The sequence below is a fragment of the Arthrobacter sp. StoSoilB20 genome (genome assembly GCF_019977295.1).
GTDB classification, from domain to species: domain Bacteria; phylum Actinomycetota; class Actinomycetes; order Actinomycetales; family Micrococcaceae; genus Arthrobacter; species Arthrobacter nicotinovorans_A.
The window spans coordinates 4,712,368-4,736,143 of the sequence record NZ_AP024651.1; the positions used below are offsets into that span (position 1 = coordinate 4,712,368).

Here is a 23,776-nt window from a genome sequence, read left to right on the forward strand (position 1 = left end):
CATAGAGTGGAATCTGGCCACCGACGCCTGAACGGCACCTACGAAAGCAGACCATGACACAGCCAGCAATCGCCCCTCTGGACGGTGTCCGGGTCCTGGAACTCGGCAACTACATCGCGGCACCCACGGCAGGACGCCTGCTGGCCGATTTCGGGGCCGAGGTCATCAAGGTGGAGCGGCCCGGGAGCGGCGACGAGCTGCGCAACTGGCGCCTGCACAAAGGCACCACGTCCATGCTCTACCGGACGCTGAACCGCAACAAGAAGTCCGTGGTCCTGGACCTTCGCACCGATGCGGGCAGGAAGGCGGTGCTCGAACTCGTTGCCAAGTGCGACATCCTGCTGGAGAACTTCAGGCCAGGCACCTTGGAAAAGTGGGGCCTGGGACCGGACGTCCTCAACCAAGCGAATCCGGACCTGATCATCACCCGCATCTCAGCCTTTGGGCAGACCGGACCGCTGTCGGAGCGGCCCGGCTTCGCCGCCGTCGCCGAAGCGTACGGCGGGTTCCGCAATCTCGTGGGTGACCCGGACCGTGCTCCTGTCCGGGTAGGCGTTTCCATTGGCGACTCGATCGCGGGACTGTATGCCGCCTTCGGTTCCGTGATGAGCCTGTACCAGCGTGAAGCACGACGCCGGGACTCAGCAGGCGCTGTCCCCCTCACCGAGCGGATTATCGACGTCGCGCTGAACGAGGCCATGTTCTCCATGATGGAATCGCTGATCCCGGACTATCAGGCGTACGGCGTGGACCGGCAACGCGTGGGTGGCCGAATGGAGGGGATTGCGCCGTCCAACGCATACCTGTGCAAGGACGGTTCCAGTATTGTGGTGGCCGGCAACGGCGACTCGATCTTTCAGCGGTACATGCAGACCATTGGGCGCCCGGACCTGGCGGAGGACCCTTCCCTGCAATCGAATGCCGGGCGCTGGGCGCAACGCGAAGAACTGGATCAGGCGATCGGAGAATGGACCGCTGGGCTCTCCGCTGCCGAGGCTCTCGCGGCGCTTGAGGCTGCAGGGGTTCCAGCCGGGCCCATCTACACGGCGGCCGATATCAGCACGGACAACCAGTACGCTGCCCGGAACATGATCCAGAAGTTCGACGTCTCTACCGGCGAGGAAGTCCTCCCCGACGTCGGCTTTCCCGGCATTGTTCCGGTCATTGGCAACCAGTCCCTGCCCATCCGGAACCTGGGACCCGACCTGGGTGAAAATACCCAGGAGATCCTTGGTGGGCTCCTGAACATGGATGCCGCACAGATCAAGGCCGCTACCGGCCACAAGGAGGCCCTCCACCCATGAACCCGTACGAAAGCCCCCTGGCCTCAACGCTGGGCAACGTGATCCTGCGTGACGTCACGCTGCGCGACGGACTCCAGCTCACCGGCAAGCTCCTGCCCACCGAACAGAAGATCCAGACCGTACGGGAACTGCTGCGGCTGGGAGTGCCCGCCATCGAGCTGGGCTCCATGGCCCGCGCAGACCTGGTCCCCACCATGGCCAACACCCTGGACGTAGTCCGGGCCCTCACGCCGGAGGAACTGGAAAAGTGTTGGATCTGGGTAGCCACACCCGGACACGTAGCCAAGGCGTCAGCGGCTGGTGCCCGTAATTTCCAGTACTGCTTGTCTGCCTCGGATTCGCACAACACGGCGAACATCGGGCGCACCACGGATGAGAGCCTGGCCGCGCTGCCTGAAGCTGTGGAATACTCCCGTGCCGTGAACGGGCGGATCCAGTTGTGCATTGCGACCTCGTTCACCTGCCCTTTTGAGGGATACGTCCCCGAGGAACGCATCCTTTCCATTGCCAACGATCCCCGTGCTGCAGGCACCGCGGACATCGTCATCTGCGACACCCTGGGCCAGGCCGTCCCTGCGCAGGTTTCCCGCCTTATTACCCGCGTGCGCGACGAGTCCCCTGAGCGCCGGATCGTCTATCACGGGCACGACACCTGGGGCCTGGGGGTGGCGAACACCCTCGCGGCCATTCAAGCCGGCGCCGCCATGGTGGACGGCGCCCTTGGCGGATTGGGTGGTTGCCCGTTCGCCCCCGGCGCCAGCGGCAATACCTCCAGCGAGGACATTCTCTTCGCAACCCGTCCGGAGTGGCTTACTCCCGGGATTTTCGGAGAGCTCGTGGCGCTGTCCGAGAAATTGCTGGCCGAACTTGGTGAACCGAACCGTTCCAAGGCGGCCCAGGGCGCGCGTTCGAAGGCAGACGCTTTTGACTGGGTGGCTCCTGCCCCTGTCCAGCCTGCGCCCTAATGCTGTTTCCTAGTTCTTCCTGCCTGCTCCACCCGCAGCCATCAGTGCCAAACGCCTCAGTGTCTCGCGGTTGCGCACAGCTATCACCGGGTCCCGCAGGGCCTTGGGTATCACTTTTCCAGGACCACGCACGGCGTCCTCTTCAATGGAGACCCTGCACTGGTTACCCCCAAGGTCTTCCATGGTGATCAGCACTTTGGCCTCGCCCAAGGGCCAGCCCCTGGCCACAAGTTCCAGCGACTTGCCCGGATCCATGCCGGTCACCCTGCTGCTGTCGTCGAGCAGGAAGGGCCACGACCCCACTGAGTGGTGCAGCTTGGAACCTACCTGCGGCCAGTGATCGTCAACGGCGCGGATCCTTGAGGCACCCACCACCCAGCCTGAATAGAGCCAGCCGTCTTCGATGACCTTCCAGACGTCAGTGGCGGGGGACGTGAACAGCTGCGTCACGGTGGACATGGTGTTCCTCTCTGAGCAGGTGTAGCCGCGGCGATGACGTTAAGCTAAGCATGCTTATTGTTTGCCCGCCATAGGCCGCCGGCTGTCAGGAGCCCGGATTGGTGGCCTTGCCGTCCAACCAGAGCATGTCCGACTCGTCGCGGTGCGTTCCGTCCGATCCCACATGCTTGCCGTCGATCTGTGGCCCCTTCTTGATGACGTGAACCAAGGCCATTCCGTGTCCCCGCCCGAGGTCGTAGTCAGCTTTGAGCCATTCAAGGATGGTCCCGGCTTTCACGGAAGGATCATTGAATCCTTTGGATTCGGCGATCCCCACCAATTCCCGCGGAGTGAGCCCGGTTTTGTCTTCAATGGCATCGAGGTAAGCCTGGAATGACATCAGTGGTGCCCCATCTCTGTTTCATGGAATTAATCAATGCGTGCGGTCATCGTACCGGGCCGAACGAATCATCAGGTGACCCTGTAGGCTGGCATCTTGAATTTGGGGGAATCAATGGCAAAACAGTTTCACTCCCATGCGCGGCCACGCGCTGGATGCATCTCCGTGCTGTTGGTTGGAGTTGTGTTCATTGCCTGGCTTTGCTCCATTCTCTGGACGGCAATAGATGAAGGCGGCGTCCCATCCGACGCAGGATTCCCCGCGGTTCCCGCACCCAGCAAAGCAGGAGTAATTTCCCTGGAATGTGGATCAGGAGGCTGTTCGCGCGAAATGGTTGTGGACGTCCAACCGCCACACACCGCCCAATCGCTGGGAGCCGAAATGGGCCTGACCTCTGAACGCTGCGGCCCCCTGAACTTGTGGACCCTGCGAAAGACCTGCACCGGGATCGCCAACGCCGGCGGCAAGGAATTCCGGATCTACCTGCAGTACTCGTCCCCACTGTCGAAGTAATAGAGGGGCTGGGCAGCGGAAAATAGCTGTTCCAGCCCTTGATGTTGACCTGCGCCCTACACTGATCGCATGACGTGGCGTTCGATTACGGTGGGTATGGTATTCGCCGTGGCCGTACCGCTTTTGGCCGCCTGCGATCCCGCAGGACCAGGTTCCGGCGGTTCAAGTTCCAGCGGGCCAGGTCCCGGCGGTTCGAGCACCGATGGTTCGAGCGCAGAGACCACGGGCACAAACCATGGCCCCATCACCGTTGAGGTCAATCAATCCAGGGACCAATACGGCAAGCAGGCCATCCTGCTGCAGCTCACCAACACCACGGATCTGCCCCTGACCGTGACACGCGCCCAGCTGAGATCCACGCTCTTTAACGGTGACATCTCCTGGGAACCGTCTGCGGGCAGCCTTGAGTTGCCGCCCCATCAGCCTAAAAGTCTTCCGGCAGTATTGCCCGCGGCCACCTGCGAAGCATCTGAAAGCACGTCCGCTGAACTCAGAGCCCAGGTAACCTACTCAGCACCGGACAAGGCGTCTGTGGAGGAAGACACCAGCGCTTCGGATCCTTTCGGCGTCCTTTCCAGAAATGCCGGCGAGCTGTGCCTCGCATCGGAGGCGGCCGCCGTCGCGGGCATTGTCCTGGACCCCGAACTGGAGGTGGCAGCGGACGGCCGCACCGCCGTCGTACGCCTTGTCATTACGCCAACGGCACCGTCCACAGCGGGAAAAGGCGCGGAACGCATCACTATTGAGTCGATCGACGAAACCACCCTGCTGGCGCAATCCCCCGAAGCTCCGTGGCCCGTCAACGTGACCGTGGGCGGGGCGCCTCAGGAAATCCCGTTGACCATTCGCCCTGCACGTTGCGATCCGCACGCTGTTGCCGAGGACAAAGTGGGGACACTCCTACCGCTGCGGGTCACGGTGGGAGACAGGAAAGGCGTGCTGAAAATCCCGGCGTCCAATGACCTGCGTGGCCGAATCTACGACTTCGTTACGGCCGCCTGCGTCCCTGCAGGTTAGGCGCTGCGCCCCGCAGGTTAGCACCCCGCAGGGACACAGCGATGCGCTCCTGCAGGCGGGCTAACCGAGCGTGGCCAGGGCCCCCGGAGCGCACTCCACAATGACCTTGACGTTGGCCTCGACGCTCTTCACTTCGCCGTCCATCTGGTACGGGAGCGGCTTGAGCGTGGTGAATTCGTAGCGGCTCACGCTCGGCTGGTCACCCAGGCCCTGCGTGGTGGCCTTCAATGCCGTCAGCAGCGTCCGCCATTTTGGCATGTGCGGGAAAACGATGACCTCGAACTTGCCGTCCGAAGGGTGGTTCTCCGCCTCACTCAACGTGGCGTACTTGGCCATTTCATTGATATTGGCGAAGACCAGGCTGTCGAACTTCCTGCGCTTCCCGTCAGCCATACGGATGCCGAAGGGCTCGAACTTGGAAAAGGTCTGGATCACCGTGACCATTTCCTTCAGAGCACCCTTGCTGCCCTTTTCAAGCTCAGTGGCCACCACCGGAGTAAGGCCGAAACCGATGTACGAATGCGCATACTGGAGCGGCTCATTCTCTTTTTGTCCCGTGTGGATCCGGAGGAGGTCGATGTTATGGACCCGCCCCTCCGCAATTGCCTCTTCCAACGGCTTGGTGGCAATGATCCTGCTGTGGTCATTGGCGTTACCCGCAGCCCTGACGGCGCACACTGCCTTCGGGTTCCCGGCCTGCATCACACCGTTGACCACCTCGTTGTAGCCGCCATCGCCACTGACGGAAACCACCAGGACGTCGCCGCCCTTTGAGGCAGCTTCACGGGCCAGGTCCACGGCATGCCCGGCGTGCTCGGTGGGCTGGAGCGTGATCTCAGGCTGGTACGTGAGGAGTTCCTTCAGGCGGTCATGCAGCTGCTGCGCCAACTCGGGCGCGTCCCCGGTGCTGTTGGGGTTAAAGATGATGACGATCGACTCAAAGGTCCGGGCAGAATCCACAGTGCGCTCCTGATTCATTGCGAGGTCCCTTTTCAGGCGGTAGTTTTCCTCGGAAGTTCCCATACTATTCGTAATCCAGTGGGGGTTCCGGATGGCCCATGAACGTGAAAACATGAGAAAGGGTTTCCAGAAGCGGAGATCCGACTCAATCAGCCTGATACGGTGTGGTGCTGTGTCAGCAGCGGGGACAACCCATGGACGACTCACGCCAGACTGCACGCACGCTGGTCCTTGAGCATGAGATCACCCTGGACGATCTCTGGGCCTGGTACTGGGCGAATGGCGGGAATGCCCGGCTCTGGGATTTCGATGCCTATATTTTTGGGATCCAGGAGCGCGATCCTTTCGAGCTGAAGATCCTCAGCTGGGCAATGGAAGACCTTGATGCCCGGGCGCTGCTGTAAGTTTGCCTGCCTCGATCAGGTGCCGCGTTGAGTGGGCAACAAACGGCTGTCCCGCCCGCATCCGGCGGTCCAGCTCCCTGAGCTTTTCCTCGTAGCCCTCCGGTGTAAAGCCGGGAACCCACCACACACATTTGCGCAGGATCCACACCACGGCGCCTACGTCGAAAAACTTCATGCGGCTCCTGGCTGTTTGGAGGCCGGTAATTGTCAGGCCCGCAGCTTCCGCGGCAGCTGCCTCGGAGTGTGGATCACGGCCCTTCCGCTCTTCCGGCAGGGGGCCGAGAAAATGTTCAATCAGCTCAAAGGCCGACGCCGGCCCCACATGCTGCGCGAAATAGTGGCCGCCGGGGGCAAGAACGCGGTGGATTTCTGCCCAGTCCGGGCTGACGGGATGACGCGCCGTCACCAATTCAAAAGACCCGTCCGGGAAAGGCAGCCCGGAACCTGCCGTTGTTTCCACGATCTCCACCCTGCGCGGACCCAGCAATTCACGGGCCTTTTGCGCGTTGGGCGGCCAGCCCTCGGTGGCAGCCATGACCTCCGGAAACCGGGCAGCTTCGGAGAGGACCTCCCCGCCCCCTGTGTCCAGGTCGAGGGCACTGCGCACAGCAGCAAGGCGGCCCGCCAAGAGCTTCGCGAATCCCCAGGGCGGCCGTTCCTCGGTGGCCCGTCCCTCCAGCCAGCCGAATCCCCAGCCGTTCACGTCGGCTTCCTCAGCCTCAGCTACCAAGCTCTCAAAATCACGCATCAGTGCCTCCGGTGTGTATCTGCCATGGCCACGCTAAACGGTCCGGCAGGCACCCGCCAATCCGCGGGTAGGGTTGAGGCATGGGGACAGTTTTGGAGGCCGAAGGCCTGTTGGTCGGTTATGCCGGAGCCCCGGTATGCGGCGAAGTTACTGCGTCTGTCGACGCTGGTGAAGTGCTGGGGATCGTGGGCGACAACGGCGCAGGAAAGTCCACGGTGGCACGCACCCTCGTTGGACGGCAGGCGTCCCTGGCCGGCGAAGTGAAAGTCCACGGCCTCCTCATCGACCCGGACGCTGTCCCCTTCCGCCGGCAGGTCTCCGCGGTGTTTGACGACGACCTCTTCTTCCCCTCCCTCACCGTCCGGGAACATCTGCTCCTCATTGCCCGCGGCCATTCCCTGGACGCCCCTGAAGAGCGGGTGGAGGAAGAGCTGGCGTTCTTCGGACTCACAGGCAGGTCCCACGCAATACCTGATGCTCTTTCTTCCGGTCAGCGGCGCCGGCTGTTGCTGGCAGCCGGACTGATCCGCCCGTCGTCGCTCCTGGTTCTTGACGAGCCCGAGCAACGGCTCGATCCGCGCATGAGGATTGCGCTGGGCCAGCGCATCACAGCCCATGCCAAGAACGGTGGTGCGGTGGTTTTGGTTACCCACGATCCCCAATTGCTCCTGGCCACGGCGTCCACATGCTTGGTCATTGACGAGGAAGTCCGGGAATTCGATCCGGAACAGGGGGCCTCGATCATTGCCGGCTCCTGACATGCTCGACCTTGAACCGTCGAGGCAAAACAGGAAGCTGGCCGCAGATCTTGTCCGGTTCACGCGCCGATCCGCCCGACGCTACAAACGCAGCCGGACCTCCTGGGGTGACCGTATTGTGGACGCCTACAGCTGGGGGCTGGGGATCGGCGTCGCCCTCACCATCGCGGCCTCGTTCGTTCTGGCGCTGCGCAACGAGATTGCGGACAGGGCGTCCACAACCAACAGCATCATCGACGAACGGTGGTTGGTTCTTCCGGAAACCGTGTTGTGGACTTCAGTAACTTTCGCGGTCCTCATGGTCATCAGCAACCTGGCGCGAAAGCTTGGGCCCATAACGGCAAATGGGCCAGAAAGTACCTGGTGGCTGTCGCTGCCGGTGGACCGCCGGCCCATGGTCCTGCCGTCGTTCCTCCGCAAGGTCACGCTTACGGCGGCAGGTTCGGGCATCGTCTACTTGCCCTTCAGCCTGGTGACCGCCGTTGACCGCACCCCCAGTGAACATCTTCTCGCTGCACTTTCCTTTGGCGGCGCCGCTGCTGTTGCCATGGCGATGGCGGCAGTGCAGCAACTGGGCTGGTTGGGACCGCGCGCAGGTAAAGCTGCGACGACGGCGGCCCTCCTCGCCTGCGCAGTCCTGCCGTCACTGTCCGGATCGCCTTGGCCGGCGGCGCTGGTAGCCGCTGCCGCCGTCGGACTACTGGCGCTGGTGGCGCCCCGCGCCGGTAAGGTGCGGGGTGAAGAGCTGGTTCGCGGTGGTGCCGTGGCCGGCCACGCCGGCGCGTCGCTGTTCCTGATGGACTCCAACGAGGTACTTCGGGCCTTGGGTGGCGGCCGTCAAAGGGTCGACGGCGGCAGGGCCGGCCGCTTCTACGCCCGGCCGGCGCGTGGTCCACTGGGCTCGCTGATCCGTGCTGACGCCGTTGCCTTCCTCCGCCTGAATCCCCCGCTGATCCCAGCCGGCCTATGGCTTGCGGCCTGCGTGGCGATCCTCCTCGTAGAAGGCGGCCTGCCCGAGTTCGCGCAGCTTGCGGTGATCGTGATCGCGGGATGCGCCACTGCGTCCGGCATGGGAACCGTGGTCCGCAAGACCGCGCTGGTTCCTGAGCTCGATGCCCTGCTGCCCTTGCATCCGGCACTGGTGAAGACCAGCCGCGCCCTGATGCCGTGCCTGGCCATGGCCGCGTGGATGGCGACGCTCAGCGGGCTGTTGGTTCTTTTGGGCGCTGCGGATCCGTGGTTGGTCGGTGTTGGCGGCCTTGCGGGCGTGGGCATGGGTGCGGGCACTCTCCGGGCGGCCGCCAGGACCCCGCCGGACTGGACAGCTCCGCCGGTTGAAACCCCCTTTGGCCCTGTACCACGCGCCCAGTTGGGGTCCCTGCTCCGCGGACTGGATGTAACCATCCTGGCGACAATTCCATTGCTGGTGGCCCTTTACCTGGGGTACGTCCCGTGGTCCGTACTGATGGTGCAGGCCGCATTCAGTGCAGGGATCTTCCTGATGGTTGTGTTGGCGCGGCCAAAGCAGCCCTGAGTGCACAGGGACTTGCCTAGAGCAGGGCGGTCCCTTCGATGCACGTTGCCGACGCCCCGCCCACCCAGATTTCGCCGTCCCCGGCCTTGACGTGAATCCTGCCTGCCCGGCCGAGCACAGTACCTTGGGCAGCGACGTATTCCTCGGGCGCACGGCCGCTTCCGATCAGCCATTGGGCCGCGCCGGCGTTGAAACTGCCGGTCACTGGGTCTTCCACCATGGCGTCGCCCGGAATGAACGTGCGGACTTCAAAGTCGACGGCGGAACCGGGGTGATAGGGACCAATCACTCCCACTTTGAGGTCACCCATGGCAACGAAGTCGGGGTCGATGGACAGCACCTGTTCCGCCGAGCTGAGGAGCACTCCAATCCAGGTGGGCCCGTTCACAAGCCATGACACATCCAGCAACTCTTCCTCGCGCAGACGCAGGGCTGCCGCGAGCTGGGTCTTGATGTCGTCATCAACCGGGCCGAAGCGGGTCAGCGGCGGCGCGGCGAAAGCCAACCGTCCGGCGTCGTGCTTCACCCGGACCAAACCCGCGCCGCATTCCTGGACAAGGACGCCATCTGTCTTTGGCACGCCCCCGGCCTGCAGCCACGTGTGTGCCGAACCAAGGGTGGGGTGCCCGGCAAACGGGAACTCCTCGCTGCCCGTGAAGATCCGTACCTTGTAGTCCGCCCTGGGGTCAGTGGGAGGGAGGAGGAACGTGGTCTCCGAGAGGTTTGTCCAGTTGGCGAAGTGCTGCATCTGCTCGCTGCTGAGGCCTTCGGCATCGACCACCACCGCAAGCGGATTGCCCCGGTAAGGCTGATCGGAAAAGACATCCACTTGGTGGAACGGGCGGGTGCGCGGCGCTTGTGAAGTCACCGGTGAAGGCTACCATCGGCGCAGCCAGGTATTGCTGACGAACCTGTCCTGCGTCTGCGAAACTACCCCTATGGCAGAGAACAAGACCCAGCCCACGGACGTGTCCGCTGAAGATTTCCTGGCCGCAGTGGAACACCCGACGCGGCGTGCGGACGGCTTCGAGCTGCTCGGGATGATGCGCACCATCACCGGTCAGGAGGCAGTCATGTGGGGGCCCACCATTGTGGGCTTCGGCAGCTACCACTACAAATACGGGACCGGCCGCGAAGGCGACTCGGCCGCCGTCGGGTTCTCGCCGCGCAAGGCCAACCTGGCGCTGTACGGGCTGACCTATGGTCCGGATGCTGACCGACTGCTTCCCGACCTTGGCAAACACAAGACCGGCGCGGCCTGCCTTTACGTGAACAAACTGGACGACATCGACCGCGAAGTCCTCGCCCAGATGATCCGCACGGGATACAAGCACGTCATGGAGTCGCTGCACACCCCATGATTTCCCGCAAAAAGACCCCCACCACCGGAATCCGGTAGCGGGGGTCTTCAGTTGCAGTCTGAGACTACTTGCTGGCTACGACCTCAAGGTCGATAACAGCGGAAACGTCCTCGTGCAGGCGAACGTTGGCCGTGTACGAACCGACAGACTTGATGTGGTTCGGCAGTTCAACGTTGCGCTTGTCGATGGCGCCGAGGCCAGCGGCCTCAACAGCAGCAGCGACATCAGCAGGCTTGACGGTGCCGAAGAGACGACCGGACTCGCCGGCCTTCACCTCGAGCTTGACCTTCTTGGAGGACAGAGCCTGGGCCTGTGCCTGTGCAGCTTCAACAGAAGCGTGGGCACGAGCAGCGCGGGCAGCCTTGATGGACTCAACCTGCTTCTCGCCACCCTTGCTCCAGGTCAGGGCGAAACCGCGGGGCAGCAGGAAGTTACGTGCGTAACCGTCCTTGACCTCGACGACATCGCCAGCAGCACCGAGACCGGTTACTTCGTGGGTCAGAATGAGCTTTGCCATGTTAGTTAATCCCTTCCCTTAGCCGCGGCCAGCGCCGGAGTAAGGCAGCAGAGCAACTTCGCGGGCGTTCTTGATTGCCTGGGCGATCTTGCGCTGTTCCTGAACGGTAACGCCAGTGACGCGACGAGCGCGGATCTTTCCGCGGTCGGAGATGAACTTGCGCAGCAGTGCTACGTCCTTGTAGTCGATGACAGTGATGTCAGCGGCCTTCAAGGGGTTGGACTTTGGTTTGGGCTTACGGAGTTCAGCCTTAGCCATCGTGGAGCTCCTTTTCTATGGAGCCCGTGGATATTGATCCACGGGATGGTGGTGTTCGACGGCGGTTGCCACCTTGGTGCCTTGCGGCAGTTCCGGTGAGCGTCCGGCGTCGGACTTTAATGTTGTGTTTAGAAGGGAGGTTCGGAATCCGGGCCGTTGCCCCAGCCGCCAGCGTTGCTGACACCGGGCGTAGCCCAGGGGTCATCCTGCTGCTGTGCGGGCTGGTTGCCGCCCCAGGTTCCACCGGAGTTGCCGCCGCCCTGGTTTCCACCAGGAGCGCCACCTCCGAAGCCACCGGCGTTACCGCCACCAAAGCCGCCCTGCCCACCGCCGGAGCGCTGGGTACGGTTGACCTTGGCGTTTGCGTAACGCAGGCTGGGGCCGATTTCGTCGACCTCAAGCTCGATAACGGTGCGCTTTTCGCCTTCTTTTGTTTCGTAGGAACGGCTCTTCAAACGGCCGGAAACGATGACGCGCATTCCCTTTGTGAGGGACTCCGCTACGTTCTCGGCCGCTTCGCGCCAGACAGATGCGCGGAGGAACAGGGTTTCCCCGTCCTTCCACTCATTGGACTGGCGGTCAAAGGTCCGGGGAGTAGAAGCGATGGTGAAGTTCGCTACTGCCGAGCCAGACGGGGTGAACCGCAGCTCCGGGTCATTGGTGAGATTACCGATGACCGTAATAGTGGTTTCGCCTGCCATCTACTTCCTCCTTGTTCGTTCCTGCGGGGTAAAGATCTGAAAGGGGCTGATTACTCAGCAACAACCTTCTGGTCTTCAGGACGGATGATCTTGGTGCGCATGATCGTCTCGTTGAGAGACAGCTGGCGATCAAGTTCCTTGGCGGTAGCCGGTGCTGCGGTGAAGTTCACCACTGCGTAGATACCTTCGGACTTCTTCTTGATGTCGTACGCCAGACGGCGACGGCCCCAGATGTCTACCTTTTCGATGGTTCCACCATCGGTGGTGATGACATTGAGGAACTTCTGAAGCGACGACTCTACGGTACGTTCTTCGACCTCGGGGTCGATGATTACCATCAATTCGTAAGGACGCATATGTGAACCCACCTCCTTTGGGCTAAGCGGTTACGGTATTTCCGTAACAGGAGGTTCATTTGCGATGCTGCGTTGGCGCTCCCCGACCGAAGACACGGCAAGAGGGCGTAACACAGACTTCAATATCTTAGTGCATCTCCTGCACTCAAAGCTATTCGAGGGTGTCCGCGGCTGGAACCGGGCACTTGGCGTATGTGGATAACGAGGGGGTATGGAGCAGGGAATACTGGAGCCATGACCGTCCTGAAGTCCATCATTCTCTTCATTCTTGCCGCCGTTGCAGAGATCGGCGGTGCCTGGCTGATCTGGCAAGCCGTCCGTGAGGGCAAGGCCTGGTGGTGGGCTGGACTGGGCGTCCTGGCACTTGGCATTTACGGTTTCTTCGCAGCCTTCCAACCCGATGCCCACTTCGGCAGGGTTTTGGCAGCATATGGGGGCGTCTTCATCGTCGGCTCGCTCGCGTGGGGAATCCTCATGGACGGCTTCCGTCCCGACCGCTGGGACGTGATCGGCGCGGCCATCTGTGTTGCGGGCGTAGGCGTGATCATGTTCGCACCACGCCCGGGCGCCTAGGCCCGGCACCGACGGTACCGGCCCGAACACGACAAAACCCCCGGAAGATTTCCTTCCGGGGGTTTCTCTGTGCGCGGAGGGGGACTTGAACCCCCACCCCCTTTCGAGGACTAGCACCTCAAGCTAGCGCGTCTGCCATTCCGCCACCCGCGCAAGGTGATCAGGAGAAACAATGTTCCATTTTCTCCTTGACAGCGACAAAGACAATAACACGAACGAAGCCGATCCGTGGATTCCTGTCGCCTCTAGCACCCTCGCCGAGGCGGTCCTCACCAAGGCGGCGCTCACCAAGGCCGTCCTCGCCAGGGCGGTTCATCGCTAGGGTGGTGCACATGGATGCCACACCCATCAGCGCCCTGCTCCTGACCGTCGTGTTCGCCGCGATAGGTCTCTACTCCCTGTACTTCGTGGTCCGCTCCGGCGTACGCGACGGAATCCTCCAGGCCGACGAGAAACGGAGCGGACACAAGGAAGCCCAACCTCCAACTGGCTAGGGTGGGCACATGGACAATGTCAGGGTGAAGCGGAGCCGGCTGCGGTTTGTGGTCATGGTGCTGGCCGGCGCAGCGGCTTTTGCCGCCACCGGCCTCTCGGGCAGTTGGGTGGACGCTCCGGCAGTTGGTTGGGCCGTGGCCGCACTGGTCTACGTTGCCTGGGTTTGGCTTGTCATCGCCCGGCTGGATCCGTCCCGCACGGAACAGCACGCAACCTCCGAGGACCCCTCCAGGGGAGTTACGGATCTTTTGATCCTCGTCGCCAATCTGGCCAGCCTCGCCGCCGTGGCAGCTGTGATCGTGGATTCCCATGCCCAGGGGACGGGCTCACGTTTGGCCTCTGCAGCTTTGGCTTTGGGGTGCGTGGGCCTGTCCTGGATGCTGGTCCAGACACTGTTCACACTCCGCTATGCAGAGCTCTACTACAGCAGGGACGCCCATGCCGGGGGTTCCGTGGGCGGCATCAGCTTCAATCAGGACCGGCCACCGCAGTACACGGATTTTGCCTACCTGGCCACCAGCCTGGGTATGACCTACCAGGTCTCCGACACCAATCTCGGAAACCACTCGATCCGGCTGGAAGCGCTCAAGCACAGCCTTCTTTCCTACTTGTTTGGAACCGTCATCCTGGCAGTGACCATCAACCTGGTCATCGGCCTGGCCCAATAACCAAGACGTTCAACGGGAGCTTAAAGCGAAACGGGGCAGCCGCCGTCGAATGTTGACGGTTGCTGCCCCGCTGTTGAAAGACGCTTACGACGCCGGTCCCCCACCGATGCTGGCCTGCTCGGCTTCTTCAGTGGTCGCCTCAGGTGAAGTGGCGCCGCGCTTGCGGTAGCGCCACACACCGATGCCCACCACGATCGCGGCCAGTGCCAGCGACAGGAAGAGCGATTCACGGGTGGAATCGATGATGACCATGCCGATGATCAGCGCCACGATGGCACCGATTGCAATCCACGTGAGGTACGGGAAGAACCACATCTTGAGGTCGAGGTCCTTGGCCGCGGCACCCATGCGTTTGCGGAGGATGAGCTGCGAGGCCGCAATAACCAGCCACACAAAGAGTGCGATGGCTCCGGAGGTGTTCACGAGGAACAGGAACACTGTGTCCGGGGCGATGTAGTTCAGGCCAACGGTCACGAAACCCACCACGGTGGAGGCCAGGACTGCTGCTGCCGGCACGCCACGCTTGGAGATCTTCATCCAGGACTTGGGAGCGTCGCCACGTTGCGAGAGCGAGAACAGCATGCGGCTGGCGGTGTACAGGCCGGAGTTGAGGCAGGACAGCACCGAGGTGAGGACCACGATGTCCATGATGGTGCCTGCGCCCGGGATGCCGTAGAGCTCGATCACGGCAACATAGGGGCTCTTGGCCACGGAGGCGTCGTTCCACGGCAGGAGCGTGACAACAATGGCGATGGAGCCGATGTAGAAGATCAGGATGCGCCACACGGTGGACTTCACGGCCTTCTTCACGGCGTCTACGGGGTTCTCCGATTCGCCGGCGGCAATGGTGGCGATTTCGGCGCCGAAGAACGAGAACACCACCACGAGGATGCCCGCCAGGACTGCGCCTGGACCATTGGGCATGAAGCCGCCCTGGTCCAGGAGGTTGGCGACGCCCGGCGCGGAAACACCCGGCATAAGGCCGAGGATGGCAGCGATGCCGGCAAGGAGGAATATGACGATCGCAGCGACCTTGATGGACGCGAACCAGAACTCGAACTCGCCGTAGGACTTCACGGAGCCAAGGTTGGTCAATGTCAGGAGCACCATCAAAACCAGCGCCCAGATCCACTGGTCCACGCCGGGCACCCAGCGGTGCATGATGGCGGCGCCCGCCGTTGCCTCGATGCCGAGGACGATGATCCAGAACCAGGCATAGAGCCAGCCAATACTGAACCCTGCCCAGCGGCCAAGGGCCTTGTCAGCGTATGTGGAGAACGAGCCGGTCTCCGGGTTGGCAGCAGCCATTTCGCCCAGCATCCGCATCACCAGGATGACCACCAGGCCGGCAGCCAGGTAGGCCACGAGGATGCCGGGACCGGCCTGCTGGATGGCGGCCCCCGAGCCAACGAACAGTCCTGCGCCGATCACGCCGGCAATGGCGATCATGGAGAGGTGGCGGGGCTTCAGGGATTTTGAAAGTTGTTGGTCAGCGTGCATGGATCTGCGCCGTCCTTTAGGTTTTTGCGGGGTGGCCGCGCGGTGTGCCACGGGCCACATGACTCATTCACGCTAGCCTGCTACCCAACCACCACGCCTGTGCAGCTGAACATTTTGACAGCACCAAAAAGGGGTGTGTGCACAAAATGTAAACCGTGAGGCATCCCCTGTTTCATATTCGAAACTTTTGTCACACCCCTGAAATAACTGTTTGAGGCTATCCGTCAGAGCGAAGTGCGGAAGAACAGCTCAACAGCAGTCGCCAGATACCGGGGATCCTCAACGCCGCACAGCTCGCGGGCAGAGTGCATCGACAGCAAGGGGATGCCCACGTCCACCGTCCGGATGCCAAGGCGCGTAGCGGTCAGGGGCCCAATGGTGGACCCGCACGGGAGATCGTTGTTCGATACATATTCCTGGTATGGAACACCGGACTCATCGCACAGCCGGGCCCAGAACGCAGCACCCGTAGCATCCGTGGCATAGCGCTGGTTGGCGTTGATCTTCAGCAGCGGCCCACCGTTGAGCACCGGCTTGTTGGCAGGATCATGCTTTTCCGCATAGTTGGGATGGACGGCGTGGCCCGCGTCGGCCGAGACGCAGAACGAGGCCGCAAAGGCCTGCCGCCGCTGGCTCACCGAGGCACCGAGCCCGTCCGAAATGCGGACCAGGATGTCTTCGAGGATGGGGCCGCAGGCACCGGAACGCGAGTTGGAGCCGATCTCCTCATGATCGAAAGCGGCCAGAACAGCGATCGGGCCCCCTTCCGTAGCTGTTGCAGCGTGGCTGATCAATGCCACCAAGCCGGCGTGGGTGGAGGACAGGTTGTCCATTCGGCCTGAAGCGAAGAACTCGCTGTTGGCCCCGAAAACCGCGGGTGGCTGCGTGTCTGCCACTACGACGTCGTACCCGCCAATGGCAGCCGCATCCACTGTGGCGCCCTCAACGCGATCCGCGAGCAATCCCAGGAGGTCCTCACCAGCAGGGTCCCCCTGGCCGAAGATCGGGTTCATGTGCTGCTGCTTGGACAAATGCAGCCCGTTGTCGTTGACCCCCCGGTCCAGGTGGATGGCCAATTGCGGGAAGCGAAGAAGGGGACCCGTGGCCGTCAGATGCTGCGTACCGTCACGCATGACCAACCTTCCGGCCAACTGCAGTTCCCGGTCCAGCCAGGAGTTGAGCAGCGGACCGCCGTAAACCTCGACGCCGGCCTGCAGCCAACCGAATTTGCCGGTGGTGGGCTTGGGCTTCAGTTTGAACGACGGTGAGTCCGTGTGGGCGCCAAGGATATTGAAAGCCGTGGTGGGGCCCGCATTCTCCGGCGTGACCCACGCGATCAGGGCGCCGTCGCGAATGATGTAGAACCTACCTGCCCCGCCATCCCAAGGCTCCAGTTCATCCAGCGCCGTGAAGCCGGCCGCGTCCAGGCGTCGCCCTGCTTCGTGGACTGCGTGGAAGCTCGACGGTGATGCCGAAACGTAGGCACCCAGGTCCTGGACATGGTCAATTGCTGTGGAGGCATTCGAAGGCATGACCCCGAGTCTAGCCCCGCTTCCGGTGCCGGCGGGGCTTACACGGTGACGTTCAGCGCGGCCGTATAACCGCCCGCAACCGAGCCGGATATAGTCGCCAATTGGTATATACCTCCGTCATCGCCGAAGACGTTGTCGGACGTCAGCGTCGTCCTGGGGAAGTTCCGGGCGCTGGACTCGTAGCCGGTGGTTGCATAGACCTCCTTGCACGCCTTTTCCGCAAGGGCGATCTGCGAGACAGCCAATACTTGCCCTGCTGCGGTGGTGTTGCCCATGGATTCAAATACCTCAAAGTGAATATGCGGCCATCGTCCCGTGTAGGCACCGGGGTAGATGGTGCTGAAGGTCAACTGTCCCTTTGCATCGGCTTCCTGCACTCCCCTTAGGAAGTTCTCGTTCTTCAGGCCTGGATCGTAGAGCGAATACTTTCCGTTCCGGTCGCAGTGCCAGACGTATACCGCAGCGCCGGCCAAGGGCGCGCAGCCGTTGGCATTGTCCAGGAGCGTCAGGGTTACAGTCAGGGGCACGCCCTCGGCCTTGGCGGAGGAGGTTCCGAAGCTGGAACGGATGTCCCTCCGGACCACCCCGGAAGCTTCGAGCACATTGGGGCCATTGCTTCCGTCGGCGGGGTACGGTCCCAACGTCTCTTCGGGGATTTCCACGCCACATTCGGCGAAGGCCCGCGTGACGGTGCTGGTAGCGGAAGGTGACGCGGCCGCCGTCGAACTTTGCGTTGTTGTGGCGGCACTGCCGGTGCTCGACGGCGTTGCGGCGCCGCCTCCGGTACCCGGGGTGCAGGCAGCCAGGGCTGCTGCCGAGCCGGCGCCCAGGAGGACACCCAAAGTGCGCCGCCGGTTGAGGAGCGTGGAGAGGTCGAACTCAAGCCCGCGGTCGTGGTTCGGGTGGGGAGTATTCATGCCTCCATAAAACCCGTGCAGCCTGTGTCTTGTACATGGTGCCACTGTGGCAAGCCTGTGAAGAGTTGGCGCAACGTGCAACATAGACATTTTCATATGCTTGTAATGCCCGTCACATCGTGGCACGATGGCTCCACGGACATAATGACGGAAGGTCACTCGCATGAATATTGAACTGAAACCAGTGCGCAAGCTTCGGATCCATTGGCCCATACCGGTGGAGACCATGAAGCAGCTTGCCAGTGGCGACCTTGCAGCCCTTGAGTCCGACGCGGGCATCAGCTCACTGCTGAACGAACTTCAGACCGCTCCCGAGCTGGGCGGCTTCGGCAACTACCACCACGTCTTCGAGTCCTCTGCGGGATTCGAGGGCTTCACCGTGGCCGAGGGCGCAAAGCCCACACTGGGAACCGTAGGACAGCGAACCATCTCACCCACCTTTGTGTTCACCACCTACTTTGACGATTCCCTGGACCACCGCACCGTCCAGGAGCTGGTGCAACGGATTGTGGATATCCACCCCTGGGAAGTTCCGGTCATCGAAGTATCAGGGCCGCTCAGCGTCTCCAGCAGCTCCGCAATCCACGCCGAAACGCGGGTGGCATCATGACCCCTCCCCTTTGGCAGGAACTGGCACCACTGCTCCGCAACAGGACTTTCACGGACCTCACCCACGCCTTCCATCCCGGACAGCCGCACTTTCCGGCCTTCCCCGACGAGTCCAGGGAAGCCCTCTTCAACCTGGAAAAGGGCGACGGGTTCACGGCGCACCGGTACTCGATCGTGGGCCAGTGGGGCACCCACGTGGATCCGCCGTCGCATTTTATCCGCGGTGGCCGCACCCTCGATCAGCTGCCGGTGGAGGACATGATCCTGCCACTGGTTGTCCTGAACATCAGCGAACGCGTCGCGGTAGATCCGGATGCCACTCCTACCTTGGATGACGTCCACAACTGGGAAGCGCGGAACGGAGAGATCCCCGCCGGATCATTTGTTGCCCTGCGCACGGGGTGGAGCCACCGCTGGCCGGACAGCGCCGCCATGGCGAACGTCGATGACGACGGGATCAGCCACACCCCGGGGTGGTCGCGGGAGGTCCTGGAGTACCTGATCGAAAAGCGGTCAGTCAGCGCGGTAGGACACGAACAGACGGATACCGACCCCGGCATGGCTACGTCCCGGCAGGATTTCAGCCTGGAAACCTACGTCCTGGCGCAGGATAAGTGGCAAATTGAACTCCTTGCCTCCATGGACCACCTCCCGGAAGCAGGCGCCGCCCTGGTAGCTTCATGGGCCAAACCGCTCGAGGGCAGCGGTTTTCCCGCCAGGGTCTTCGCTATCCACTAGCTGCCGGCCGCCGCTTAATGGCGCGGCCTTACGGCGTGGCACGCTGCTGTGACACCTGGGCAGGCCGGGGTAGCTAGAATCGATCCATGTCAAAGAGCTCCAGCATGGGACGCGGCATGATGGCCCTCCTTGCGGTGGGGGCGCGTCATGCGGACGGTTTCGACGGCGGCACGGTGGCCGACGTCGCGGCCCACCTTGGCAAAGACCGCAGCCAGGTGTCCAGAAGCCTCAAGGGTGCCCAGCAAGAGGGCTTCCTGACCCGCTCGGACCAACGCGAGTACAGCCTGGACTGGTCCATCCTGACGGATGCCCAACTGGTCACCGAACAACGCTTGAAGACCGATGGCCTCACCGCCTTGGAGGGCTTGGCCACGGAAACCAACGAGGCCTGCTTCCTTGGCGTATTGAGCGGAAACAGTACGGTCACCATTGGCGAGCAGGTTCCTGAAAGTGCAAACCTTGTGGGCTCCTGGTTGGGCCGCCCCTACCCCGCCTACTGCAGTGATGCCGGCCAGGCGCTTCTGTGGGATGCCCCCGAGGCGGAAATCCGGAAGATCCTTGGCACAGTGGAGTTCGTGAAGCACGGGCCCAATACGCCGGTCTCCGTGGATGACTTCCTGGATAGGCTCCGCAAGGCACGCGTCCGCGGGTACTCGATTGTTGATGAAGAAGCCGAGCCCGGCCTCTACTCTTTGTCCGCGCCCATCCGGGACTTCAAGGGCGATGTCGCCGCAGCCCTGCAAATTGTTGGGCCGAAGATGCGCGTAGAGCCCCAACGGGAAGCTTTCGCCGTCGCGCTTGGTTCCTGGCGGACGTGGCTTGAGTCCCGGGTGGGCGGGATTGCCCCCGGAGTTGAGGCCTAAACGTCCGACGCCGGTGGGCGGCTGGGGGTTTGGGCGCTTGGGTTTCTTGGGTGGCCGGGCTTTGGGTGCTTGGGTCTTAGGCGCTTGGGTTTCTTGGATGGCCGGACTCCTGGGTGCTGGATCCCTGGGTGCCAAGGCGTTCGGCGCCGGCGTGAAGCACGGCGGCGATTTCCGGGGCATTGGATTCTACGCCGGACCGACTGCCCAGCACGCTCAGGGCAGCAATGATCCGGCCATCCCCAGCGCGAACGGGAACGGCGAGCTCCCAGACTCCATGTTCAAATTCTTCGGCAGCCAAGACGTAGCCTCCCGGCCTGTCGCGTTCCATCAAATCTGACACTTCGGGAGCTGTGTGTGCCGCCGCGGGTCCACCTACGCCAATGAAGTTGACATCCCTGAGCAGGGAACCAATGTCCTTTTGCGAATGGTCCCACAGCAAGGCCCGCCCGGACCCCGTGCACCATACGGGCGTGACCATGCCGGGCTTGGCGAATCCGCCCAGGACCGAGTTATTGGTTGACGAACGCAGCAAGAGAACGCGGACACCCTCCCGCACTGAGAGCCTGGACCGCAGGCCGAACGCGGAAACCAGCTCTTCAAGCTCGGCTCGGGATTGCTGTACCCACGTACTGTTGAGGGACGCTGCAAGGCTGAAGAAGCGTGGTCCTGTCCGGAACGGTCCGCGGTCCACCCGCTCCAGCAGCCCCAGGTCACACAACTCCTGGGCCAATCGGGAGACCCGGCTTTGCTCCATGTCCAAGCCAGCTGCGAGCTGGGAGACACCCAACAGTTGGCGTCCCTGCTTTTCGCGGTCCGTGACCATGCGGACAAGGCGAAGACCCTGGGCCAGGGATGACGCCTCCGGTGACACCTCCACGAAATCCGCTCCTTCCACCTAGCGTTCACGCCATTCTCACACGCTGACGTCCGCGGCAAGGACACGGGCACCGTTGGCCCACACCGTGTAGAGGTCCGCGAGGATCGCCTCATTCGCCGTCTCCAGCTCCCCCACCGTGATTTGCCCGCCATCCTGCCCACCAAAGAGGACTACCTCGTCACCAGGGCTGATATCCCGGACGGAAGAGACATCCACAACCATCGAATTCATGGAGACGATGTCCACTACCGGTACCCGTTGACCACGGACCAGCACATGCCCCCTCCGTCCGAGTGAGCGTCGGTAGCCGTCACCGTAGCCCGCAGTGACTGTGGCGAGGCGTGAATCGGTGGCAAGGGTATGGGTCAGCCCGTATCCGACACTGCTGCCGGCCGGGTAGCTGTTGATGGACCCGATCCGGGCTTTGAACTTCATGCAGCGTTGGAACATGGAGTGCCCGGGATCGGAATCGCCGTAGAGCACAGCACCCGCCCGGACCATGTCCAACCAAGCGGACGGAACGTTCAGTGCCGTGTAGGAGTTGGCGGCATGCAGGAGGACATTGTGGCGGGAGATTCCGGCCTGGTAGAGGATCGCGTTCGAGTCGGCCTTGAAGCGGCTCAAGGCTTCTTTCACGTGGCCTACGTTGTCGTGCGGAAAATGAGTCATGATGCCGGCAAGTTCCAACTCCGGATGACTGATGATTCCCGCAGCGCATGCACGTCCCGAAGGCGAGGACACCTCGAGGCTGTGCCGGCTTATTCCTGAGGAATTGATATCCAGATGCACGCGCAGCTTTCGCCCCTCCCCCGCTGCGATCCTGCTCATTTCCCACGCACTCTGTGGATCGGCAACGAGTTCCTCAATGTGGTGGGGCAGGCCCGCCCGGATCTCCTGGGGCGCCGCGGCACGGACCCGCAGCAACTTCCCGGTGAACCCGTGTTTCCGGGCAAGTGCCGCTTCAGTGTTGGTGCCTACCCCTATGTACGGAACGCCGGACGCCACCAGGAACGGCAGCAGGAGGTCCGCCCCGTGCCCGTAGGCGTCGGATTTGATCACGGCACACAACAGTGCCCGGTCCTGGAGCATTGCGATCATGGACCGGACGTTCGCGTCGAAGGCAGCACCGTCAATCTCAAGCCAACTGGCAAGGTTGTCGGTCACTACAGAGAGTTTCCTATTCGCAGTCATACTGTTGTCCCCCGGAAATGGCGTCACAGCCGGGCACAAAGCCCGGCTGCGACGCATGGCGGATCCCGTATCAGGCAGAACGCTTTGCCTTGGCCTTGGGACCATAGCGGAAGTGGAAGAACAGGTAGCACGCGGCAACGAACGGAACACCAAAGTACAGAGCAGCAATTTGGGAAGGGTCGAACGCTATCCCGATCAGGGACACCAGGCACAGGGTGAAGGCCAGGATGGGCAGTACCGGGAAGAACGGCGCTTTGTAGGCCAAGTCGGACACCTTCCCGCCATTACGGATGAATGCCCTGCGGTGGAAGAAGTGTGATGCTGTGATGGACATCCAGACTCCCACCACCGCGAATCCGGCAATGGACACCAGGGCCAGGTAGACGGTCTCCGGTGCAGCCACGCTGCTGACCAGTGAAGCCAGTCCTCCCACCATGCTGACCGAAAGGGCAACCAGGGGTATTCCGCGCCGGGTCAGCTTCTTCAGTGCCCGGGGGCCATGTCCTTCATCGGCCAGGGAGTAGAGCATCCGTGCACAGGAGAACAATCCGCTGTTTCCCGCTGAAAGCAGCGCCGTGATGATGACGAAGTTCATGATGTCCGCCGCGAACGGGATGCCTACGGATGAAAAGACCGTCACAAACGGGCTTTCATCCAAGCCCACCTGGTCGTAAGGGACCGTTGCAGCAATGACGGCGATGGCTCCAACAAAGAAGATCAGGAGCCGGATGACCGTGCTGCGCATGGCCTTGGGGATGTTCTTTGCAGGGTCCTTGGTCTCCCCCGCGGCGACGCCGATCAGTTCCGAGCCGGAGAAGGCATAGAAGACGGCCAGCGCGGTGACCAGCACTCCGGCGAAACCGTTGGGGAAAAGCCCGCCCGGGGTACTGAAATTCTCGAAAAGGAAGGGGTGGTTACCGGACTCTGCCAGGGGATGGAAGCCAAACAACGCGGCCCCGCCGAAGACGATAAGAGCGATGATCGCGCCCACTTTGATGATCGAAAACCAGAATTCGGATTCCCCGAAAAACTTGGAGGAGAAAGCGTTGAAACCGAAGAGGAGGCCCGCGAAAACGAGGCACCATACCCAGACCTCGACGTCTGGGAACCAGCGCTGCATGAGCAGGCCGGAGGCCGTGAATTCCGATCCGATGGCTACTGCCCAGCAGAGCCAGTACAGCCACGCCGTTGCGAAGCCCGTTGCCGGACCGATTGAACGGGAAGCGTAGATGTGGAAAGCACCGGAGACGGGGTAGGCAATGGCGAGCTCCCCAAGGCATGCCATCACCAAATAGACCACGAAGGCACCCACCAGGTAAGCGATCACCGCTCCCAATGGGCCTGCCTGGGAGATGGTGTACCCCGAACTCAGGAAGAGACCTGAGCCAATTACTCCTCCCATCGCGATCATGATCAGGTGGCGGGGTCCCATGGAGCGGCGCAACCCGGGTTCCGCGGTGGCCAAGGGGGTATCAACTGGATGGTCCAGCTTCAGGGGTGTTGAAGATTCCATGTCTTGTCTCCGTTGAGTGACAGCTGCGAACGGTACGCCGGTGACTTCCGGGGCGGGGAGCCGTGG

General features: G+C 62.4%; 30 protein-coding genes and 1 tRNA gene. 15 read left to right on the forward strand and 16 right to left on the reverse strand.

The genetic code is table 11. The annotated features are described in order from the left end of the window. The first annotated feature begins 53 nt into the window (after positions 1-53). Positions 54-1,304 carry a CaiB/BaiF CoA-transferase family protein gene (locus LDN85_RS21565; protein ID WP_026541070.1) on the forward strand — a complete coding sequence of 417 codons (1,251 nt, stop codon included), beginning with the start codon at positions 54-56 and terminating at the stop codon, positions 1,302-1,304. Then, positions 1,301-2,269 (forward strand): hydroxymethylglutaryl-CoA lyase, encoded by a 969-nt coding sequence (locus LDN85_RS21570; protein WP_035760804.1) that lies wholly within the window; start codon positions 1,301-1,303, stop codon positions 2,267-2,269. The genes LDN85_RS21565 and LDN85_RS21570 overlap by 4 nt, the downstream gene beginning before the upstream one ends. A 9-nt stretch (positions 2,270-2,278) precedes the next feature. Here LDN85_RS21570 and LDN85_RS21575 read toward each other — a convergent pair whose 3' ends face one another. Beyond that, the gene (locus tag LDN85_RS21575; protein ID WP_026541068.1) at positions 2,279-2,728 is read right to left on the reverse strand and encodes an SRPBCC family protein; all 450 of its coding nucleotides are present in this window, start codon (positions 2,726-2,728) and stop codon (positions 2,279-2,281) included. 85 nt (positions 2,729-2,813) lie between these two features. Next, positions 2,814-3,107, reverse strand: coding sequence for a DUF4287 domain-containing protein (locus LDN85_RS21580; protein ID WP_026541067.1), 294 nt, complete (start codon positions 3,105-3,107; stop codon positions 2,814-2,816). Positions 3,108-3,221: 114 nt separating this feature from the next. Between LDN85_RS21580 and LDN85_RS21585 the strand changes: the two genes are divergently transcribed. Continuing rightward, positions 3,222-3,620 (forward strand): hypothetical protein, encoded by a 399-nt coding sequence (locus LDN85_RS21585; RefSeq protein ID WP_223944250.1) that lies wholly within the window; start codon positions 3,222-3,224, stop codon positions 3,618-3,620. 69 nt (positions 3,621-3,689) lie between these two features. Then, entirely contained in the window at positions 3,690-4,637 is a 948-nt protein-coding gene (locus LDN85_RS21590; RefSeq protein WP_223944251.1) for a hypothetical protein, read from the forward strand. 60 nt (positions 4,638-4,697) lie between these two features. Here the strand turns inward: LDN85_RS21590 and LDN85_RS21595 are convergent, their stop codons facing one another. Then, positions 4,698-5,597 carry a diacylglycerol kinase family protein gene (locus LDN85_RS21595; protein ID WP_346347070.1) on the reverse strand — a complete coding sequence of 300 codons (900 nt, stop codon included), beginning with the start codon at positions 5,595-5,597 and terminating at the stop codon, positions 4,698-4,700. A gap of 194 nt (positions 5,598-5,791) precedes the next feature. Between LDN85_RS21595 and LDN85_RS21600 the strand changes: the two genes are divergently transcribed. After that, positions 5,792-6,001 (forward strand): hypothetical protein, encoded by a 210-nt coding sequence (locus LDN85_RS21600; RefSeq protein WP_035760803.1) that lies wholly within the window; start codon positions 5,792-5,794, stop codon positions 5,999-6,001. Here LDN85_RS21600 and LDN85_RS21605 read toward each other — a convergent pair. Continuing rightward, positions 5,958-6,749: a class I SAM-dependent methyltransferase gene (locus LDN85_RS21605; protein WP_223944253.1), complete on the reverse strand. Its 792-nt coding sequence runs from the start codon at positions 6,747-6,749 to the stop codon at positions 5,958-5,960. The genes LDN85_RS21600 and LDN85_RS21605 overlap by 44 nt on opposite strands. An 80-nt stretch (positions 6,750-6,829) precedes the next feature. On the opposite strand from LDN85_RS21605, the gene LDN85_RS21610 reads away from it, so the two are divergent. Beyond that, the gene (locus LDN85_RS21610) at positions 6,830-7,507 is read left to right on the forward strand and encodes an ABC transporter ATP-binding protein (RefSeq protein ID WP_026547767.1); all 678 of its coding nucleotides are present in this window, start codon (positions 6,830-6,832) and stop codon (positions 7,505-7,507) included. A 1-nt stretch (position 7,508) separates the two neighbouring features. Then, a complete protein-coding gene (locus LDN85_RS21615) occupies positions 7,509-9,041 on the forward strand; it encodes a DUF6297 family protein (protein ID WP_223944254.1) in 1,533 nt (510 codons plus the stop codon). Positions 9,042-9,057: 16 nt separating this feature from the next. On the opposite strand, the gene LDN85_RS21620 is transcribed toward LDN85_RS21615, so the two are convergent. Continuing rightward, positions 9,058-9,909 carry a PhzF family phenazine biosynthesis protein gene (locus LDN85_RS21620; protein WP_223944255.1) on the reverse strand — a complete coding sequence of 284 codons (852 nt, stop codon included), beginning with the start codon at positions 9,907-9,909 and terminating at the stop codon, positions 9,058-9,060. Positions 9,910-9,979: 70 nt separating this feature from the next. Here LDN85_RS21620 and LDN85_RS21625 point away from each other — a divergent pair, with 70 nt between their 5' ends. Further along, the gene (locus tag LDN85_RS21625) at positions 9,980-10,402 is read left to right on the forward strand and encodes a DUF1801 domain-containing protein (protein ID WP_026541059.1); all 423 of its coding nucleotides are present in this window, start codon (positions 9,980-9,982) and stop codon (positions 10,400-10,402) included. Between the two features lie 64 nt (positions 10,403-10,466). On the opposite strand, the gene rplI is transcribed toward LDN85_RS21625, so the two are convergent. The 4 genes from rplI to rpsF form a co-directional block, all read right to left on the reverse strand. Further along, a complete protein-coding gene (gene rplI, locus LDN85_RS21630; protein WP_024818808.1) occupies positions 10,467-10,919 on the reverse strand; it encodes a 50S ribosomal protein L9 in 453 nt (150 codons plus the stop codon). An 18-nt stretch (positions 10,920-10,937) separates the two neighbouring features. After that, entirely contained in the window at positions 10,938-11,177 is a 240-nt protein-coding gene (rpsR, locus tag LDN85_RS21635) for a 30S ribosomal protein S18 (RefSeq protein WP_003800144.1), read from the reverse strand. A gap of 128 nt (positions 11,178-11,305) precedes the next feature. Continuing rightward, positions 11,306-11,878, reverse strand: a complete 573-nt coding sequence (locus tag LDN85_RS21640) for a single-stranded DNA-binding protein (protein ID WP_223944256.1) — start codon at positions 11,876-11,878, stop codon at positions 11,306-11,308. Between the two features lie 50 nt (positions 11,879-11,928). After that, positions 11,929-12,234 (reverse strand): 30S ribosomal protein S6, encoded by a 306-nt coding sequence (gene rpsF, locus LDN85_RS21645; protein ID WP_011776755.1) that lies wholly within the window; start codon positions 12,232-12,234, stop codon positions 11,929-11,931. A gap of 234 nt (positions 12,235-12,468) precedes the next feature. Here rpsF and LDN85_RS21650 point away from each other — a divergent pair, with 234 nt between their 5' ends. After that, the gene (locus tag LDN85_RS21650) at positions 12,469-12,807 is read left to right on the forward strand and encodes a YnfA family protein (protein ID WP_026541058.1); all 339 of its coding nucleotides are present in this window, start codon (positions 12,469-12,471) and stop codon (positions 12,805-12,807) included. A gap of 70 nt (positions 12,808-12,877) precedes the next feature. Here LDN85_RS21650 and LDN85_RS21655 read toward each other — a convergent pair. Continuing rightward, positions 12,878-12,960, reverse strand: a tRNA-Leu gene (locus LDN85_RS21655). A 19-nt stretch (positions 12,961-12,979) separates the two neighbouring features. On the opposite strand from LDN85_RS21655, the gene LDN85_RS21660 reads away from it, so the two are divergent. The 3 genes from LDN85_RS21660 to LDN85_RS21670 are packed head-to-tail and all read left to right on the forward strand — an operon-like array spanning position 12,980 to position 13,970. Beyond that, positions 12,980-13,129, forward strand: coding sequence for a hypothetical protein (locus tag LDN85_RS21660; protein ID WP_223944257.1), 150 nt, complete (start codon positions 12,980-12,982; stop codon positions 13,127-13,129). A 10-nt stretch (positions 13,130-13,139) separates the two neighbouring features. After that, positions 13,140-13,301 (forward strand): hypothetical protein, encoded by a 162-nt coding sequence (locus tag LDN85_RS21665; protein WP_175493495.1) that lies wholly within the window; start codon positions 13,140-13,142, stop codon positions 13,299-13,301. Between the two features lie 9 nt (positions 13,302-13,310). Then, positions 13,311-13,970 (forward strand): DUF1345 domain-containing protein, encoded by a 660-nt coding sequence (locus LDN85_RS21670; RefSeq protein WP_035760801.1) that lies wholly within the window; start codon positions 13,311-13,313, stop codon positions 13,968-13,970. 84 nt (positions 13,971-14,054) lie between these two features. Here the strand turns inward: LDN85_RS21670 and LDN85_RS21675 are convergent, their stop codons facing one another. The 3 genes from LDN85_RS21675 to LDN85_RS21685 all read right to left on the reverse strand — a co-directional run bounded on the left by LDN85_RS21675 (position 14,055) and on the right by LDN85_RS21685 (position 17,919). Continuing rightward, entirely contained in the window at positions 14,055-15,470 is a 1,416-nt protein-coding gene (locus LDN85_RS21675; RefSeq protein WP_026541056.1) for an amino acid permease, read from the reverse strand. A gap of 224 nt (positions 15,471-15,694) precedes the next feature. Further along, on the reverse strand, positions 15,695-17,002 hold the full coding sequence (locus LDN85_RS21680) for a M18 family aminopeptidase (RefSeq protein WP_026541055.1): 1,308 nt from the start codon (positions 17,000-17,002) through the stop codon (positions 15,695-15,697). A gap of 38 nt (positions 17,003-17,040) precedes the next feature. Beyond that, positions 17,041-17,919 carry an intradiol ring-cleavage dioxygenase gene (locus LDN85_RS21685; protein ID WP_026541054.1) on the reverse strand — a complete coding sequence of 293 codons (879 nt, stop codon included), beginning with the start codon at positions 17,917-17,919 and terminating at the stop codon, positions 17,041-17,043. A 163-nt stretch (positions 17,920-18,082) separates the two neighbouring features. Here LDN85_RS21685 and LDN85_RS21690 point away from each other — a divergent pair, with 163 nt between their 5' ends. From LDN85_RS21690 to LDN85_RS21700, 3 genes are all read left to right on the forward strand, one after another. Beyond that, entirely contained in the window at positions 18,083-18,529 is a 447-nt protein-coding gene (locus tag LDN85_RS21690; protein ID WP_026541053.1) for a hypothetical protein, read from the forward strand. After that, the gene (locus LDN85_RS21695; RefSeq protein ID WP_026541052.1) at positions 18,526-19,266 is read left to right on the forward strand and encodes a cyclase family protein; all 741 of its coding nucleotides are present in this window, start codon (positions 18,526-18,528) and stop codon (positions 19,264-19,266) included. Before LDN85_RS21690 ends, LDN85_RS21695 begins: the two co-directional genes overlap by 4 nt. Before the next feature lie 86 nt (positions 19,267-19,352). Further along, entirely contained in the window at positions 19,353-20,129 is a 777-nt protein-coding gene (locus LDN85_RS21700; RefSeq protein ID WP_026541051.1) for an IclR family transcriptional regulator, read from the forward strand. 76 nt (positions 20,130-20,205) lie between these two features. Here LDN85_RS21700 and LDN85_RS21705 read toward each other — a convergent pair whose 3' ends face one another. The 3 genes from LDN85_RS21705 to LDN85_RS21715 all read right to left on the reverse strand — a co-directional run bounded on the left by LDN85_RS21705 (position 20,206) and on the right by LDN85_RS21715 (position 23,710). After that, positions 20,206-21,006, reverse strand: a complete 801-nt coding sequence (locus LDN85_RS21705) for an IclR family transcriptional regulator C-terminal domain-containing protein (RefSeq protein ID WP_026541050.1) — start codon at positions 21,004-21,006, stop codon at positions 20,206-20,208. Between the two features lie 36 nt (positions 21,007-21,042). Beyond that, the gene (alr, locus tag LDN85_RS21710) at positions 21,043-22,170 is read right to left on the reverse strand and encodes an alanine racemase (RefSeq protein WP_035760800.1); all 1,128 of its coding nucleotides are present in this window, start codon (positions 22,168-22,170) and stop codon (positions 21,043-21,045) included. A 97-nt stretch (positions 22,171-22,267) separates the two neighbouring features. Next, on the reverse strand, positions 22,268-23,710 hold the full coding sequence (locus LDN85_RS21715) for an amino acid permease (RefSeq protein WP_026541049.1): 1,443 nt from the start codon (positions 23,708-23,710) through the stop codon (positions 22,268-22,270). Between the last annotated feature and the right edge of the window lie 66 nt (positions 23,711-23,776).